The organism is Streptomyces solicamelliae (assembly GCF_045348655.1).
Taxonomy (GTDB): Bacteria; Actinomycetota; Actinomycetes; order Streptomycetales; family Streptomycetaceae; genus Streptomyces; species Streptomyces solicamelliae.
Window position 1 is genome coordinate 6,519,437 of sequence record NZ_CP160404.1, and the last position, 15,613, is coordinate 6,535,049.

Here is a 15,613-nt window from a genome sequence, read left to right on the forward strand (position 1 = left end):
GAAGGCGTGAAGACGTGAACCAGACCTACGCGGTGGTCGCCGTCACCGTCGTCACCCTCGCCACCGTGCTCATCGGCGGCCTGGGCCTGCGTATCTCCCGCACCACCTCCGACTTCTACGTGGCCTCCCGCACCGTCAAACCGGGCCTCAACGCCGCCGCGATCAGCGGTGAGTACCTCTCCGCCGCCTCGTTCCTCGGCATCGCCGGCCTGGTCCTGCTCCAGGGCCCGGACATGCTCTGGTACCCGGTCGGCTACACGGCCGGCTATCTCGTCCTGCTCGTCCTCGTCGCCGCCCCGCTGCGCCGCTCCGGCGCGTACACGCTCTCCGACTTCGCCGACGCCCGCCTGGAGTCCCCGCAGCTGCGCCGGCTCGCCAGCCTGTTCGTCGTCGGCATCGGCTGGCTCTATCTGCTGCCGCAGCTGCAGGGCGCGGGCCTCACCCTGGAGATCCTCACCGGCGCGCCGGACTGGGTGGGCGGTCTGGTCGTCGGGCTGGTCGTCACCGTCATCGTCGCCGCGGGCGGGATGCGCAGCATCACCTTCGTGCAGGCGTTCCAGTACTGGCTGAAGCTGACCGCCCTGCTGGTGCCGGCGCTGTTCCTGGCCGCCGCGTGGGCCGGCGACGACGCCCCGCGGGCCCGCTTCGACGCGCCCGCCGTGTTCCGCGAGCACACCGCCGTGCGGTTCGGCGACACCGTGCGCATCGAGGTCGAGGAGCCGCTGACGCTCGAGGTCGCCGGACACGTCGACGGCACGGCGTACGACGGCGGCCGCACCACCCTGGAGCCGGGCGCGCACCGCATCGAGTCCGGCACCACCCTGACCTTCCCGGAGGGCGCCGCCGTCCCGGAGCGGACGGCGACCGGCGACGATCCCCTCGGCTGGTCGCAGCCGCTGGCCGGCGACCGCGACGGCCACCAGCTGTACGCCACGTACGGGCTGATCCTCGCGACCTTCCTCGGCACCATGGGCCTGCCGCACGTCGCCGTCCGCTTCTACACCAGCCCGCACGGCCGGGCCGCCCGGCGCACCACGCTCGTCGTGCTCGGCCTCGTCGGCGCGTTCTACCTGCTGCCGCCGGTGTACGGGGCGCTCGGCCGGGTCTACGCGCCCGACCTGGCGCTCACCGGGGCCGCCGACGCGGCGGTGCTCGTCCTGCCCGAGCGGATGATCGGCGGGTTGGCCGGGGACCTGCTCGGCGCGCTGCTCGCGGGCGGGGCGTTCGCCGCGTTCCTGTCGACCGCCTCCGGCCTGACGATGTCCGTCGCCGGGGTGGTCACGCAGGACGTGCTGCCGTCCCGCGGGGTGCGCCACTTCAGGCTCGCGACCGTGCTCGCCATGGCGGTCCCGCTGACCGCGAGCGTGCTCGCCAGCAAGGTGCCCGTCGCGGACGCGGTCGGCCTGGCGTTCGCCGTGTCGGCGTCCTCCTTCTGCCCGCTGCTCGTGCTCGGGATCTGGTGGCGCCGGCTCACCCCGCCGGGCGCCGTGGCCGGACTCCTGGCCGGCGGCGGCTCGGCGCTCACCGCCGTGATGGCGACCCGTGCCGGGCTCGCCCCGGAGGGCTGGCCGCACACGCTGATGGCCTGGCCCGCGGTCTGGTCGGTGCCGCTCGGCTTCCTCACCATGATCCTGGTCTCGCTGGCCACCCCGCACCGGATCCCGCCGGGCACCCCGGCGATCCTGGCCCGCCTGCACCTCCCGGAGGACCTGCTGGACCGGCCCGCGCACGAGCGCGCGGAGAGGGTCGAGCCGTGAGCGGGATCGGGTACGCGGCCCTCGCCGTCGCCGGTGTGCTGCTGCTGGCCGTCGGCTACGCGGCCGGCCGGATCTCCGGCCGGCGCGGCGACCGCGACGGCCTCGACCTCGGCACCCCCGTGGAGCGGGCCACCTTCCACACCCTGCACACCGCCTCGCTGGCCGCGCCGCCGCTGCGTGCCGGGCTCACCGAGGAGACCGCCCGCAAGGCCGTCGGCCGGCTGCGCTCGCTGCTCGGCACCGAGGCGCTGTGTCTCACCGACCGCAGCTCGGTGCTCGCCTGGGACGGGCCCGGCGGCGACCACCACCGGCAGCACGTGGGGGACCAGGTCGCGGCCGTCCTCGACACCGGCCGCAGCCACAGCGCGCCCTCCGGCTGCGCGGACGACGCCTGCCCCCTGCGCTGGACGGTGATCGCCCCGCTGACCGGGGAGGAGGGGGTCCTCGGCACGCTGGTCGCCTACGGCGCGCAGGAGTCGGCGGTGCTCGTGCGGGCCGCCACGGAGGTCGCCCGCTGGGTCTCGGTGCAGCTGGAGCTCGCCGAGCTCGACCGTTCGCGCACCCGGCTGATCGAGGCGGAGATCCGCGCCCTGCGCGCCCAGATCTCCCCGCACTTCATCTTCAACTCGCTCGCCGCGATCGCCTCGTTCGTCCGTACCGACCCGGAGCGGGCCCGCGAACTGCTTCTGGAGTTCGCCGACTTCACCCGCTACTCGTTCCGCCGGCACGGCGAGTTCACCCGGCTCGCCGACGAACTGCAGTCGATCGAGCAGTACCTGGCGCTGGCCGGGGCCCGGTTCGGCGACCGGCTCAAGGTGACCCTGCAGATCGCCCCCGAAGTGCTGCCGGTGGCGCTGCCGTTCCTGTGCCTGCAGCCGCTGGTGGAGAACGCCGTCAAGCACGGCCTGGAGGACACCCGGGGCGTCCGCCGGGTCACCATCGCGGCCCGCGACGAGGGGGCCGAGGCCGTGGTGACCATCGAGGACGACGGCGTCGGCATGGACCCGGCGGTGCTGCGCGGCATCCTCGCGGGGGAGCGCCCCTCGTCCGGGGTCGGCCTGTGCAACGTGGACGAGCGGCTGCGCCAGGTGTACGGGGACGCGTACGGGCTGGTCATCGAGACCGGGGTGGGCGCGGGGATGAAGATCACCGTGCGGCTGCCGAAGTACCGGGCGGGCGTCCACCCGGGGCAGCTGCAGTAGTACGGAGTCCTGCGCCTGGTTCAGTACAGGTGCAGGGCCAAGTGGCCGAGGGGCAGCCCGAGTTGCCAGGCAGGTACCCAGGTCTGCGCCGACTCGTCCACCTCGTACATGCCCAGTGTGCCGAGGCCGGCGGAGGCGGAGAGCCCGCGGAGGTCGGCCGCGAGGATCCGGGTGGCCTCCAGCTGCCGCCAGGTCTTGCGGGCCAGTGCCAGATCGGGGTCCGTCCCGACGGAGGACCGTGCGGCCCTCCCCCGGCCTTCGGCCGGGGGAACCCCCATCTCGCTTCGCTCGGCGAGCCGCTCGTGGACCCAGTCCGGCCAGGGATGGTCGTGCGAGGTACGGCTCAGCCACTCGTCGAGCCGGGCCGCGGACAGCACGCCGGAGCCCGCGCCGTCGCACAGGTGGATGGTCAGCGCGAGTGCCTGCCGGCCGGCCCGGTGCTCCAGCGAGCCGGGCTCCACCAGGCGGCCCGCGCGCAGCAGTTCGTCGGCCGTGTACTCGGCGCACAGCCAGGCCATGGGGACGACGGTGTCGCCCCCGCCGCCCCTGCCGTGGCCGTCGGTGCTGTCGGGCAGCAACGCTCCCACCTTCTCCCGGACGTCTTCGATGCGGAACCTCAGCGACGAGCCTCTACCGAAGGAGACGCGCGCGGGTCGCTCTTTACTCAACTCGCGTGTGTGGTTTCGGATACGTTCTCCCGCCGGTGCGAAACCGGTGGGACAGCGCGGACACGCGGGACGTCCGGGGCGGGGGAGACCGCCTGGCGGCGGTGACCGTTCGCCCCGCTTCAGCCGAGGAGCGCGTACACGGCGGTCGCGTGCGCGGCCGGCGCGTCGGTCCCCTCCGCCGTCATGGTGATGTCGGCGAAGGCCATCCGCCGGCCGTCCTTGGTGAGCCGGGCCCGGACGAGGACGTCGGACCCGAGCACCGCGCGCTGGAAGCTGATCGACTGCTGCACGGTCGTCATCGGGACGAAGCCGCCGCGGGCCGCCGACACCGCGATCACGGTCGCGGTGTCCGCGGCCGCCATCAGCGCCTGGCCGGAGAGGCCGCCGCCCTCCCGGGCGAGCTTGTCGGACCAGGGGAGCCGCAGCACCGCCTCGCCCGCGCCGGTGGAGACCACCGACAGGCCGAGATCCAGTACCCAGGGCGCGAAGTTGTCGGCGAGGACCTGCCGCGCGGCGGCGAGTGTCAGCGGTTGCTCTGTCATCACCCGATCATTGTGGGGTGCCCGCGGCCGGGCTGGAAAGGGCGTGGCGGCGGGGCCGGCTGTAGCCGGGCAGGCAGCCGCTGAGGGTGCGCAGCGCGTAGTGCGAGCGGGACTTGACGGTGCCGGCCGGGATGCCGAGGTCGTCCGCGGCCTCCTTGACGGTGAGTCCGTGGAAGTAGATCCGCTCCAGGACCGCGCGGTGTTCGGGGCTGAGTCCGCGGACGGCGGCGCGCACGTCGAGCGCGGCGACGGCGGACTCGGTGGCGTCGGCCGGGTCGGGGGTGGCCGCGAGGAGGTCGTCGCCGATCTCCGTGGGCCGGGCCATCCGGGAGCGGCGGGCGTCGATGGCGAGCCGGCGGGCCACGGTGAACAGCCACGGCCGCATCGACTCGTAGGGGCCGTGGAATGCCTCGGGGTGGAGCCAGGCCCGGACCAGGGTCTCCTGCACCAGGTCCTCGGCCCGCTGCCGGTCTCCGTAGGTCAGGTTCAGCAGAAAGCTGTGCAGGGCGGCGCCGTGCTCGCGCTGCAACGCTTCCAGGGCCCGTTCGTCGGTCGTCGCCGTCGTCGTCATGCTCACACCTCTTCCTCCCCCAGCCTTCGGCCGGGGGGACGCCCATCGCGGCGGCTCGTCGTTCCGCGCCGTATCCGAACGCATCCCGACGAGAAGCGACAGGCGGTGCACAACGGTCTGCGCCGAGCGGTCGCACCGAGCGACGAATGGTGCGATGAACGGTCAACCGGAGGCGTTGGGTCCGTTCCGGTGTGTTTCGCGGCCTGTGCGGCCTTGACCCTTGACTGCCCGAAATTCCCGTGCGGAGCTTGATCACCGGACCGAACATCGGATTGTCGTACCGGAACGGTCACCGTCACCGTCGAGCCCACGGAGCCCGCACGATGTCCCAGCGCACCCGACCCGGGGCGGTCGCCGTCGCCGCCCTGCTCCTCACCGCAGCCGCCGGCTGCGCCACCGCCGACCGCCCGCCGCGGTCCGCCCCGCCCCAGCGGCAGGACACCGAGCGCCCGAGCGTGCCCTCGGCCGCCGCCGGCGGCGCCTCGGCCGAGACCGGCTTCACCCTGGTCGCCTCCGGCGACGTCCTGCCGCACGACTCGATCATCCGCCGGGCGGCCGCCGACGCCCGCGGCGCCGGCCACGACTTCCGGCCCATGCTCGCCGGCGTCGAGCCCGTCGTCTCCCGCGCAGGCCTGGCGCTGTGCCACATGGAGACCGTGTACGGCGAACCGGGCGGCCCCTACACCGGCTACCCCGCCTTCAAGTCCCCGCCCGAGGTCGCCGCCGCCCTGAAGGCCACCGGCTACGACGGCTGCTCCACCGCCTCCAACCACACCCTCGACGACGGCGCCGCCGGGATCGCCCGTACCCTCGCCGCCCTCGACAAGGCGGGCGTGAAGCACGCCGGCTCCGCCCGCACCGCCGAGGAGGCCGCCCGGCCGACCCTGCTGAAGGCCGGCTCCGCCACCGTCGCCCATCTCGCGTACACCTACGACACCAACGGCTACCCGCTCCCGCAGGGGCAGCCCTGGGCGGTGAACCTGCTCGACGAGCGGCGGATCGTCGCCGACGCGCGTGCCGCCCGCAAGGCCGGCGCCGACATCGTCGTGGTCTCCCCGCACTGGGGCTCGGAGTGGCAGACGGCGCCCGACGCGCGGCAGCTCGCCCTCGGCCGCGCGCTCACCGCCTCCCGTACCGGCGGCCGGCCCGACATCGACCTGATCATCGGCACCCACGCCCATGTCCCGCAGGCGTACGAGAAGGTCAACGGCACCTGGATCGTGTACGGGATGGGTGACCAGATCGCCGGCGACATGGTCAACCACTCCGGCGCGCACGACCCGCGCGGCAACCAGAGCACCCTCGCCCGGTTCACCTTCGCCCCGCCGAAGACGCCCGGCGGACGCTGGGAGGTCGGCCGGGCCGAGTTCGTGCCGCTGTGGTTCGACACCGGGGCCGGCCGGGTCGTCAACCTGAACACCGCCATCGAGGACGGCGCCCCGCTCACCGCCGTCCGCGACCGGATCCGCGAGGTCGCCCTCTCCCGGGGCGCGGCGAAGGACGGCCTGACGATGGGCCAGTAGGGCCGTCCGGCCCTGTCCCCGCCCCGGGCGGGTGGATTCGGGGCCGCGGCCGGTGTTGCGGGGGCCGTCGGGGCGACGGCCGTGCGAGCCATTGGTCATGAAAAAGGATCAGATGCCCACGGGGCGGCGATCGGTGCTGCGCATCCTCGCCGCGCTCGGGGCCACCGCCACCGTCGGAGTCTTCGCGGCGGACCGGCTCGGCGCGCCCGAACGGTCCGCCCCCGCCGCCGGGAGCCCGCCCAGCCCGGCGCCCGGGCCCGGCGGGCCCGTCGGCGGGGCTCCCGCGGCCGCCCGGCTGAAGCCGAGCACGTACCGGCTCCAGCCGATGACCGCGGCCGCGCCGCCGGCCTACCGCAAGGCCCTGCCGCCGGTCCGCCGGCGGCCCTTCCTGCGCATGTCCGGCGTCGGCCGCTCGATGGTGCTGACCTTCGACGACGGGCCCCACCCCCGCTACACCCCGGAGATCCTGCGCACCCTGCGGAAGTACGACTGCCGGGCGATGTTCTTCGTCTGCGGCGAGATGGCCGTGGAGAACAAGGACCTGCTGCGCGAGATGGCCGACGACGGGCACGTGGTGGGCAACCACTCCTGGTCGCACCCGCTCATCCCGAAGCTCAAGCCCTCCCGGATCCGCGACGAGCTCGGCAGCACCAGCGAGGTCGTCGAGCAGACCCTCGGCGCGGCCCCGCTCTGGTACCGCGCGCCCTTCGGCGCCTGGAACCGGCACTCCTTCGAGATCGGGGCCGAACTGGGCATGGAGCCGCTCGCCTGGACCGTCGACACCCTCGACTGGAAGGAACCCGGCACCGGCACCATCGTGGACCGCGTCCTCGACGGCGCGGCCCCGGGCGCCGTGGTGCTCTCGCACGACGCGGGCGGGAACCGCTCGCAGAGCGTCGCCGCGCTCAAGCGGTACCTCCCCGAACTCCTCGACGAGGGCTACCGCATGATCGTGCCCCGGCGCTAGGACCCGTCCGGGCCTTGGAGAGCCCGCGGTCGAGGGCCGGCGGTCCGCCGGCCCGTCCGCGCGGTGGTGGGTTCGGGCAGTGCGCGGAAGAGGAGCCGGCTCGGGGCGGGCAGGGCGATCAGGGGCGTGGGGGCCGTCCGGAGAGCGGTGCTGTCGGCGAGGTGTCCCGACAGGGGCTGACGAGGCCAACAGGGCGACGCGGCCCGCCGGCGCGGGAGTGCGCCGGCGGGCCCGCGTCCGTTCAGCGGGTCTGGACCATGCGTGCGAAGACCACCACGTTGCCCGCGTAGCCGTTCGCCTTGGTGTAGCCGCCGCCGCAGGTGATCACCCGCAGTTCGGGGGCGCCGGTGTCGCCGTAGACCCGGACGCCGGGGAAGTCGTCCTTGGAGTACACCTCCACGCCGTACACCTCGAAGACCGCGATCCGCCCGTCGTACCGCTCCACCTCGATCCGCCGGCCCTTCTCCATCGAGCCGAGGTTGTAGAAGACCGCCGGCCCCGCGTCGTTGTCGACATGGCCGACGATCACCGCCGTGCCCCGCTGGCCCGGCGAGATGCCGTTCTGGTACCAGCCGGCCATGTTGGCGTCCTGCGGCGGCGGCGCCTCGATCCAGCCGGACGGGTCCAGGCCCACGTCCATCACCGGGGCCTTCACGTCGATGGACGGGATCCGCACCCGGGACGCGGGGGCGAACGGCAGCGGGCGCAGCCCCGAGGGCGTCTCGGGGGCCACACCGATCGGGCGGGTGTCCGGCGCGGCCGCCGCGGCGGGCTGGGGCGGCCCCAGTTCGACGTCCACCCCGTTCCGCATCATCGCCAGGCCGGACAGCATCACGAGGGTGAGCACGCCCCACGGCTGGAGGCGTCTCTTCTCGCCGGTGCTGAAGTCCTTGGGGCCCATGGTTCTCCCTTCGCGGCGTCGTGGGGAACGTTAAGTCCGCCACGGGCGGCCGGCGATCCGAGCGGGGCGAACGGGTGGTGCGGGGGTCCTCCGGGCGGCGGGCGGAGGGGGAGCGGGTTCGGACGGGCGGGTGAACGGAGTGATCCACCATCCGAGTCATCGTCATATCAGCGTTCTGATGGGTCGTGACCTGCGGATCCGTCAGATTCGGGGCCGTGTGCCCCGGCGTGTCGCCTCACCGGGGTGGCGCAGTGCCGAAATGCGACGGGCGCCCGGAGTTGTGAGGGTTCGTCATGGGAGGCGTACTCGTCGAATTTCCTGGAGCACCGCTTCGGAGCGTCTTCCGATGGAGGTTCAACCATGCGTGCTGTACGCACTCTGGCGGTGACCGCCACCGCGTTCGCGGCGGTCGCGCTCGCCGCCCCGCTCGCCGCCGCCGACGGCAACAGCGGCGGACAGGGCGGGAACGGGGGCGGCCCCCGGGACGTCACCATCAGCCCGTCGGCCGTCCACCAGGGCTCGACCATCACCATCACCGTCAAGGGCTGCACCCGCGGCGGCACGGTGACCTCGAACGCCTTCCCGCAGACCAACCTGTCGGTGAACCAGAACGGCATCTCCACCGCGATCGCCCGCGTCTTCAACCACGCCACGCCCGGCAACTACAACCTCGCGGTCCGGTGCCACGACAACCCCAACGTCGCCACCCGCCAGTTCACGGTCCTCGAGGCCCGCGGCGCGATGGGCGGCCTCGGCGGCTCGCTCTCCCCGAGCTCCACCGAGATGGCCGTCGGCGGCTCGCTGGTCGCCGCGGCCGCGCTCGGCGGCGGTCTGTTCATCCTCCGCCGCCGCCACCTGAGCAGCGGAAAGGTCTGACCGGCCGAACCTCCCGGTCGGCCGAATACGCCGGTCGCCCCCGGGTCCTGGCCAGGACCCGGGGGCGACCGGCGTGGGAGCCGGTGCCGCCGGCCGCACGGGTCAGTGCTGCCGGCCCGCGGTGCGGCGGCGCACCACGAACACGACGCCCGCCGCGGCCGCGAGGACCAGACCGCCGCCGACCGCGAGCGCGACGGCGTCCGTGCCGTCCACCGAGCCGCCCAGACCGCCCCGCACACCGCGCGGCGGCGTCAGGATCGTCGAACTGGTCGTCGGGGCCGTGGTGGCGCCCTGGATGGTCAGGTCGACGGTGTCGGTGATGCCGCCGGTGCAGTTGAAGGCCACGGTGTACACCGCGCCCCGCCTGGCGTCCCAGTCGACGGTGGCCGTGGCCGAGGAACCCGGGGGGATGGTCACCGTGTCGAAGATGCCCGACGAGGCCGTCGCCGTACTGGCGCAGCCGGGCGCGCGGAGCGTGATCCGCCCGCCCGGCGCGACGGTCGACGGGGAGATGACGAAATCGCCGGGGGCCTTCGCCACCCGGCGCTGGCCGGTGTTCGGAGCGGGGGCGCCGTCCGCCGCCACGGCGGCCGGAGCGGTCAGGGCGAGGGCGGCCGCCCCCAGCAGTGCGGTGGACGCGGCACGTATCGCGCGCATGGTGAATCCTCCGGGTCCCGAGGCGCACCTGCGGAACGGATTTCCACATGAGGCAGGTCGTGCGCCCCGATGACCGCCACGCTAGGAGCGCTCTGTCACGGCCGCGATCCCAGCGTGGCGAATGGGTCACGGAGGTCACCCGAGCGGCCCGTTCAGAGCGCCGTCGTCACCCCGTCACCTGCGGAAAGAGGCTGGTGAACGGGCCTGTCGTGGCGGACAGGCCGCGTCCGAACGGCGCGTCGAAGTCCCAGATCAGGAAGAGCAGGAAGGCGATCAGGGCGCTGTAGAAGCCGGCCAGCAGCAGTTCCCGGCCGGTCCGGCGGATCTGCAGCGTGAAGATCAGGCCCACCGCCACCAGCGCCCCGGTGATCAGCCCGAACCACACCACCCCCGGCATCGTCTCCCCGGCGCTCTCGCCGCGGGCGTTGCGGGCGTCGTCCGCCGCCCCGACGAGGTCGACGAGCGGCTGGTAGGCCTGCCCCTCGTGGTCCGTGGCCGGCCGGTAGTCGCTCACCGAGCGGCGCACCTTGGCGAGCAGCTCGGCGCCGCGGTCGCCGAGCTCGCCATGCTCGCTCATGTACGGGAACTCCTCGTCGACCACGTACGCGACGTAGGTGTCGACGTCGGCGCGGATCCGCTCGCGCACCTCCACCGGCCAGACCTCCACCCGCGCGGAGATCTCGTGCAGCGCCTGGGCCTCCTGACGCACCGTCTCCTGGGCAGCGCCGCGCGCCTCCCAGACGCCGGCGATGGCCAGGCCGAGCACGATCGCGTAGACCACGCCGATCATCATCGACATGTACTCGATGACGTCCGGGGTCTCGCTCGGATCGTCGTCCTCGCCGATCCGGCGGTTGTTGATGACCACGATGGTCAGGACGACGGCGCAGGCCGCGGCCATCGCGAGGGTGAGAACAAGCCATTCCGACATGGGAGTCCTTAGCTGAGCAGGAAGAGCGGAGGGGCGCGTCGCGTGGTCAGCGCGAGCGCGGGCGCAGGATCGCGGCGGCGAGCATCGCGGGCGCGATGATCACGAGCGTGGTGGAGACCACCGAGCCGCCGCTCTCGGGCTTCGGGCGCGCCGTGTTGCGGTAGACGGGCAGGGCCACGGGCGTCGTCCGCGGCGGCGCGGGCCTGGCCGGGGGAGGCGAGGGGGCGGGCGGCGGCGGTTCGGCGGCCGGGGTACGCGGGACGGGCTCGGCGGGCGGCGTGGTCCGGGGCGCCGGCGGAGGCGGCGGGTCCTGCCGTACCGGGGGCTTCGGCGGTGGGGGCGGAGGCGGCGGCGGGGGTGCGGGCGGCTCGGGAGGGGGCGGCGGTGCGGGCGTGGGGGTCGGTGTGGGCGTCGGGGTCGGCGTGGGCGTCGGGGTCGCGCACGCGCCCGGTCCGGCGGAGGCGGTCGCGTGCGTGCCGCCGGGTCCGACCGTCGCCCAGGCGCAGGCGTCGGCCGCGGCGGGGACCGGCACGGCGAGCAGCCACAGCAGCGCCGCCCCGGCCAGCGGCCGGGCGGCGCGGGAGAGAGGGAGTAACACGCCGACGAGCATGATCACGGAACGTCGCCGCCACGCGGCGAACGGCCCCGGATTCCCCGGATGGAGCGGATCTTGCATCGCCCTGCTGACGGTCCGCAGTGCGGGCCGGTGCGGGCCGGGACGGGCCCGGGAACGGCCTCCGGGAGTTTTTTCGCGCTGCGTTGAGTACACCGCGCGGTGCGCCGCGTACTTAGGACCAGAAGCGGCACTCACGGGGCTCGCCGAACAACTGGCCTTATCTGCACGGGAGTTGACATGAAGAACTGGCGGAAGATCTCGCTCGCCGCGACCGCCGCGGCCCTGCTCACGCTCACCACGGCGTGCGGTCAGGAGCAGGGCGAGCAGGGTCTCGGGGGAGCGCCCGCCGGAGCGGCCAACCCGGCCGCCGCGCCGGGTGAGGCCGGTTACGGCGACGCGTACGGCGGCGGCGCGGCTGGTGCCCAGAGCAAGCCGGCGGGCCAGCTCGCCGTGAAGGAGGACCTGAAGGTGGGCAAGGTGCTCACCGACGCCCAGGGCTTCACGCTCTACCGCTTCGACAAGGACTCGGCGACCCCGCCCAGGGCCACCTGCGAGGGCGAGTGCGCCAAGGCGTGGCCGGTGGTGACCCCGGCCGGCGCCAAGGCCCCGGCGGGCGTCGACGCCTCGCTGGTCGGCGAGGTGACCCGCGCCGACGGCACCAAGCAGCTGACCGTCGGCGGCTGGCCGATGTACCGCTACGCCAAGGACACCCAGCCCGGCGACGTCAACGGACAGGGCGTGGGCGGCACCTGGTTCGCCTCCGCACCCGACGGCAAGAAGGCCGCCCCCGGCGGCGAAGAAGGCGGAGGGGAGGATTCCGGCCAGGAATCCGGAGCGGACCTTCCCGGTCTCTCCGTGCGCAAGGACCCCAAGCTCGGCGAGATCGTGGTGGATTCCCGCGGAATGACCGTCTACCGGTTCAAGAAGGATTCCGCCTGGCCGATGAAGACCGCCTGCACCGGCGCGTGCCTGGAGAAGTGGCCGGTCGTCGCACCGGTCGACAAGAACGACACCGAAGGCATCTCCAAGAAGGGGAACGTCACCTTCGCCCGCCCGGACGGCATCAAGCAGCAGACCATCGACTGCTGGCCGCTGTACACCTTCGCCGGCGACGACAAGCCCGGCGACACCAACGGCCAGGGGGTGGGCGGTACTTGGTACGCCGTCTCGCCCACCGGAAAGCTGGTCGGAGCGCCCAAGTAGGTCCCCCGCGCCGCGTTTCCGACCCGCCGGCCCGCCTTCGCACCCCACGCGCGAAGGCGGGCCGGTCGCACATGCCATTGGTGTGTGACCAAGAACGGACCGGTAATTTCCGTTTCCACTCGCTCTCCGGGCGGCCGATCAGTAGCCTCGGCTCGAACAACGGTCACGAACATCTGGCCGTAACCCGAGGCGACTTGTTGGAGACATCGATGGAGCGTCCCGCCTGGGCTCCGCCCGGCATCGACATTTCGGTGCCGAGCGTGTCCCGAATGTACGACTTCTATCTGGGCGGCTCGCACAATTTCGAGGTCGATCGCGAAGCGGCCCGAAAGGCCATGGAGTTCCTGCCGGGACTCCCCAAGATCATGCAGGCGAACCGGGCGTTCATGCGCCGCGCGGTGCGGTACGCGGCCGGCGAGGGCGTCACCCAGTTCCTCGACATCGGCTCCGGCATACCGACGTTCGGCAACGTCCACGAGGTCGCCCAGCAGGCCAGCGACGAGGCCCGCGTGGTCTACGTCGACCACGACCCGGTCGCCGTCGCGCACAGCCGCTCCGTCCTCGACGGCGACGAGCGGACCGCCGTCGTCGCCGCCGACCTGCGCAAGCCGCGCGAGATCCTCGGCAGCCCCGAGGTCACCGAACTGCTCGACCTGGACCGGCCGGTGGCGCTGCTCCTGGTCGCCGTCCTGCACTTCCTGGAGGACCAGGACGACCCTTACGCCGCCGTCTTCGAGCTGACCGCCGCGCTCGCCCCCGGCAGCCTCCTGATCGTCACCCACGCCTCGTACGAGGGCATTCCCGTGCCCCAGGAGCAGGCGTCCGGCACCGTCGGCGTCTACCGCGACACCCGCAACCCGCTGGTGATGCGCAGTCGCGAGGAGATCGCCGCCTTCTTCGCCGGCTGGGAGCTCGTCGAGCCCGGCCTGGTGTCCATGCCGAGATGGCGTTCCGAAGGTCCCCTGGACCAGGAGGATCCCTTCGCCTTCTCCGGCTTCGCAGGGGTGGGGCGCAAGGCGTGAGGGTGCCGCCCACCTCCGGCGCCGGTGCGGAGCCGGACGACCCGGAGGACAGACTCCGACGGTTCACGACGATCTGGAGCAGAGCGGTCTTCCCGGTGACCGCCACGTCGTTGACCCGCGCCGAAGTCGCGGAGTATCTGCTTCCGCTCGCCCGCGAACTCCGCGACGCGCTGCGCGCGCCCGCCCACGACCCGGCCGCCTCCGCAGCCGCGCACCGCGCCGGCGCCGGACTCGTCGCCGCGCACTGCACCGACCCCGAGGCGCTCCAGCGCAGCCTCGGCGTCGTCGACTCGTACCTGGTGCTCTACTGCGGCGCGGACGGCGGCCAGATGTCCGAGGAGGCCCGCGCCCGCTGCGCCCGCCTCCAGCACGCCATGGCCGCCGGCTTCGCCCAGGCGCTGCGCCAGCGCACCCTGAGCGAGCAGGAGGCCATCGCACACTCGGCGCTCTCCGCCCGCAGCGCCGCCGAGATCGCCCTGCACGCCACCGAGACCCGGTTCCGGGCCGTGTTCGACGGGGCCGCCGTCGGCATCGGCATCGCCGACCTCGACGGCAACGTCCTGGAGGTCAACGAGACCCTCACCCGGATGTTCGGCGGCCTGGAGAACACCGTCCGCAGCCGCAACGTCCAGGACTGGGGCCACCCCGAGGACGCCCCGCACGTGTGGAAGCTCTACGGCGAGCTGGTGCGCGGCGAGCGCGACCACTACCGCGTGGAGAAGCCGTACTACCGCACCGACGGCACCGTCCTGTGGACCAATCTGACGGTGTCGCTGCTCCGCGACGCCGAGGGCCGGCCGCAGTACCAGCTCGCGCTCCTGGAAGACACCACCGAGCGCCGGCTGCTCAACCTCCGGCTGCGGTACGAGGCCACGCACGACGCGCTCACCGGACTGCCCAACCGGACGCTGTTCTTCGAGCGGCTCGAGAAGGCGCTCGCCCCGCAGGACGGCGCCCGCTTCGGCCTGTGCTACCTCGACCTCGACGGCTTCAAGGCCATCAACGACAGCCTCGGCCACTCGGCCGGCGACCGGCTCCTGGTGGAGGTCGCCGACCGGCTGCAGAGCTGTGTGGCCGCGCCGGGCGAGATGGTGGCCCGGCTGGGCGGCGACGAGTTCGTCGCGCTCACCACCGGGCCGGGTACCGCGGAGGGCGTCACCGAACTCGCCCACCGCATCCTGCACCAGCTCGCCGCGCCCATCCGGATCGAGGGCCGCGAACTGACCGTCCGCGGCAGCATCGGCATCGTCGAGGGCCCGGCGGGGGAGCGCACCCCGGCGGAGGTGCTGCGCAGCGCCGACATCACGATGTACCGGGCCAAGTCGGCGGGCGGCAGCCGGTTCGAGTTCGCCGACGCCGAGGCGGACGCCCGGGCGATCACCCGGCACGGGCTGACCACCGCGCTGCCCGCCGCGCTGGAGCGCGGCGAGTTCTTCATCGAGTACCAGCCTCTCGTGCACCTCGGCGACGGCAGCGTGCACGGCGCGGAGGCGCTGGTGCGCTGGTGCCATCCGCAGCACGGGGTGCTCGGCCCCGACCGGTTCATCCCGCTCGCCGAACACACCGGGCTCATCGTGCCGTTGGGGCGCTGGGTGCTACAAGAGGCCGTCCGCCAGGCCCGGTTCTGGCAGACCCAGACGCCTTACAGCGCGGCCGGCGGCCCGCTGCGGATCAACGTCAACCTGTCGCCGACCCAGCTGCACCACCCGCGGCTGGTCGCCGACACCGTCGAGGTCCTGGAGCGCTCCGGCCTGGAGCCGGGCGCGCTCTGCCTGGAGCTCACCGAGTCGGCGCTGATCGGCGCGGACGAGGACCTGCTCAAGCCGCTGCGGCAGCTCGCCGAGATGGGCGTGGACATCGCGCTCGACGACTTCGGCACGGGGTACTCGAACCTGGCGAACCTGCGCCGGCTGCCGGTGAGCGTCCTCAAACTGGACCGCTCGTTCACCCGCAGCATGCAGCAGCAGCCGGCGGACCCGGTCGACGTGAAGATCGTCGAGGGCATAGTCGCGCTGGCCCACAGCCTGGAACTGGCGGTCACGGTCGAGGGCGTGGAGACGGGCGCGCAGGCGGAGCAGCTGCGCGAACTCGGCTGCGACACCGCCCAGGGCTGGTACTACGCCCGCCCCGGCCCGCCGGAACGCCTGCACGCGCTGTCCCTGGCGGACGCGGTCTGA

15 protein-coding genes are annotated in these 15,613 nt (G+C 73.6%); 8 read left to right on the forward strand and 7 right to left on the reverse strand.

The genetic code is table 11. The features are described 5' to 3' along the window. Window positions 1–14 precede the first annotated feature (14 nt). Window positions 15–1,757 (forward strand): cation acetate symporter, encoded by a 1,743-nt coding sequence (locus ABZO31_RS30035; protein ID WP_406864464.1) that lies wholly within the window; start codon window positions 15–17, stop codon window positions 1,755–1,757. Further along, window positions 1,754–2,959 carry a sensor histidine kinase gene (locus ABZO31_RS30040; protein ID WP_406864465.1) on the forward strand — a complete coding sequence of 402 codons (1,206 nt, stop codon included), beginning with the start codon at window positions 1,754–1,756 and terminating at the stop codon, window positions 2,957–2,959. Before ABZO31_RS30035 ends, ABZO31_RS30040 begins: the two co-directional genes overlap by 4 nt. Before the next feature lie 20 nt (window positions 2,960–2,979). On the opposite strand, the gene ABZO31_RS30045 is transcribed toward ABZO31_RS30040, so the two are convergent. The 3 genes from ABZO31_RS30045 to ABZO31_RS30055 form a co-directional block, all read right to left on the reverse strand. Beyond that, complete coding sequence (locus ABZO31_RS30045) at window positions 2,980–3,546, reverse strand: hypothetical protein (protein WP_406864466.1); 567 nt, start codon at window positions 3,544–3,546, stop codon at window positions 2,980–2,982. Between the two features lie 200 nt (window positions 3,547–3,746). Next, a complete protein-coding gene (locus tag ABZO31_RS30050) occupies window positions 3,747–4,169 on the reverse strand; it encodes a PaaI family thioesterase (protein ID WP_406864467.1) in 423 nt (140 codons plus the stop codon). A gap of 7 nt (window positions 4,170–4,176) precedes the next feature. After that, on the reverse strand, window positions 4,177–4,740 hold the full coding sequence (locus ABZO31_RS30055) for a sigma-70 family RNA polymerase sigma factor (protein WP_406864468.1): 564 nt from the start codon (window positions 4,738–4,740) through the stop codon (window positions 4,177–4,179). Between the two features lie 323 nt (window positions 4,741–5,063). Here ABZO31_RS30055 and ABZO31_RS30060 point away from each other — a divergent pair, with 323 nt between their 5' ends. Next, window positions 5,064–6,263 carry a CapA family protein gene (locus ABZO31_RS30060; RefSeq protein WP_406864469.1) on the forward strand — a complete coding sequence of 400 codons (1,200 nt, stop codon included), beginning with the start codon at window positions 5,064–5,066 and terminating at the stop codon, window positions 6,261–6,263. 97 nt (window positions 6,264–6,360) lie between these two features. After that, window positions 6,361–7,230, forward strand: coding sequence for a polysaccharide deacetylase family protein (locus ABZO31_RS30065; protein ID WP_406864470.1), 870 nt, complete (start codon window positions 6,361–6,363; stop codon window positions 7,228–7,230). 241 nt (window positions 7,231–7,471) lie between these two features. Here the strand turns inward: ABZO31_RS30065 and ABZO31_RS30070 are convergent, their stop codons facing one another. Next, the gene (locus tag ABZO31_RS30070) at window positions 7,472–8,131 is read right to left on the reverse strand and encodes a class F sortase (protein ID WP_406864471.1); all 660 of its coding nucleotides are present in this window, start codon (window positions 8,129–8,131) and stop codon (window positions 7,472–7,474) included. A gap of 360 nt (window positions 8,132–8,491) precedes the next feature. Between ABZO31_RS30070 and ABZO31_RS30075 the strand changes: the two genes are divergently transcribed. After that, a complete protein-coding gene (locus ABZO31_RS30075) occupies window positions 8,492–9,007 on the forward strand; it encodes a hypothetical protein (protein ID WP_406864472.1) in 516 nt (171 codons plus the stop codon). Between the two features lie 102 nt (window positions 9,008–9,109). Here the strand turns inward: ABZO31_RS30075 and ABZO31_RS30080 are convergent, their stop codons facing one another. The 3 genes from ABZO31_RS30080 to ABZO31_RS30090 form a co-directional block, all read right to left on the reverse strand. Then, a complete protein-coding gene (locus ABZO31_RS30080; protein ID WP_406864473.1) occupies window positions 9,110–9,664 on the reverse strand; it encodes a hypothetical protein in 555 nt (184 codons plus the stop codon). 166 nt (window positions 9,665–9,830) lie between these two features. After that, window positions 9,831–10,595: a hypothetical protein gene (locus ABZO31_RS30085; RefSeq protein ID WP_406864474.1), complete on the reverse strand. Its 765-nt coding sequence runs from the start codon at window positions 10,593–10,595 to the stop codon at window positions 9,831–9,833. A gap of 46 nt (window positions 10,596–10,641) precedes the next feature. Beyond that, window positions 10,642–11,193, reverse strand: a complete 552-nt coding sequence (locus ABZO31_RS30090; RefSeq protein WP_406864476.1) for a hypothetical protein — start codon at window positions 11,191–11,193, stop codon at window positions 10,642–10,644. A 255-nt stretch (window positions 11,194–11,448) separates the two neighbouring features. Here ABZO31_RS30090 and ABZO31_RS30095 point away from each other — a divergent pair, with 255 nt between their 5' ends. The 3 genes from ABZO31_RS30095 to ABZO31_RS30105 all read left to right on the forward strand — a co-directional run bounded on the left by ABZO31_RS30095 (window position 11,449) and on the right by ABZO31_RS30105 (window position 15,613). Continuing rightward, a complete protein-coding gene (locus ABZO31_RS30095) occupies window positions 11,449–12,414 on the forward strand; it encodes an SCO0930 family lipoprotein (RefSeq protein WP_406864477.1) in 966 nt (321 codons plus the stop codon). A 209-nt stretch (window positions 12,415–12,623) separates the two neighbouring features. Beyond that, window positions 12,624–13,436 carry an SAM-dependent methyltransferase gene (locus tag ABZO31_RS30100; protein ID WP_406864478.1) on the forward strand — a complete coding sequence of 271 codons (813 nt, stop codon included), beginning with the start codon at window positions 12,624–12,626 and terminating at the stop codon, window positions 13,434–13,436. Further along, window positions 13,358–15,613 (forward strand): putative bifunctional diguanylate cyclase/phosphodiesterase, encoded by a 2,256-nt coding sequence (locus ABZO31_RS30105; RefSeq protein WP_406864479.1) that lies wholly within the window; start codon window positions 13,358–13,360, stop codon window positions 15,611–15,613. The genes ABZO31_RS30100 and ABZO31_RS30105 overlap by 79 nt, the downstream gene beginning before the upstream one ends.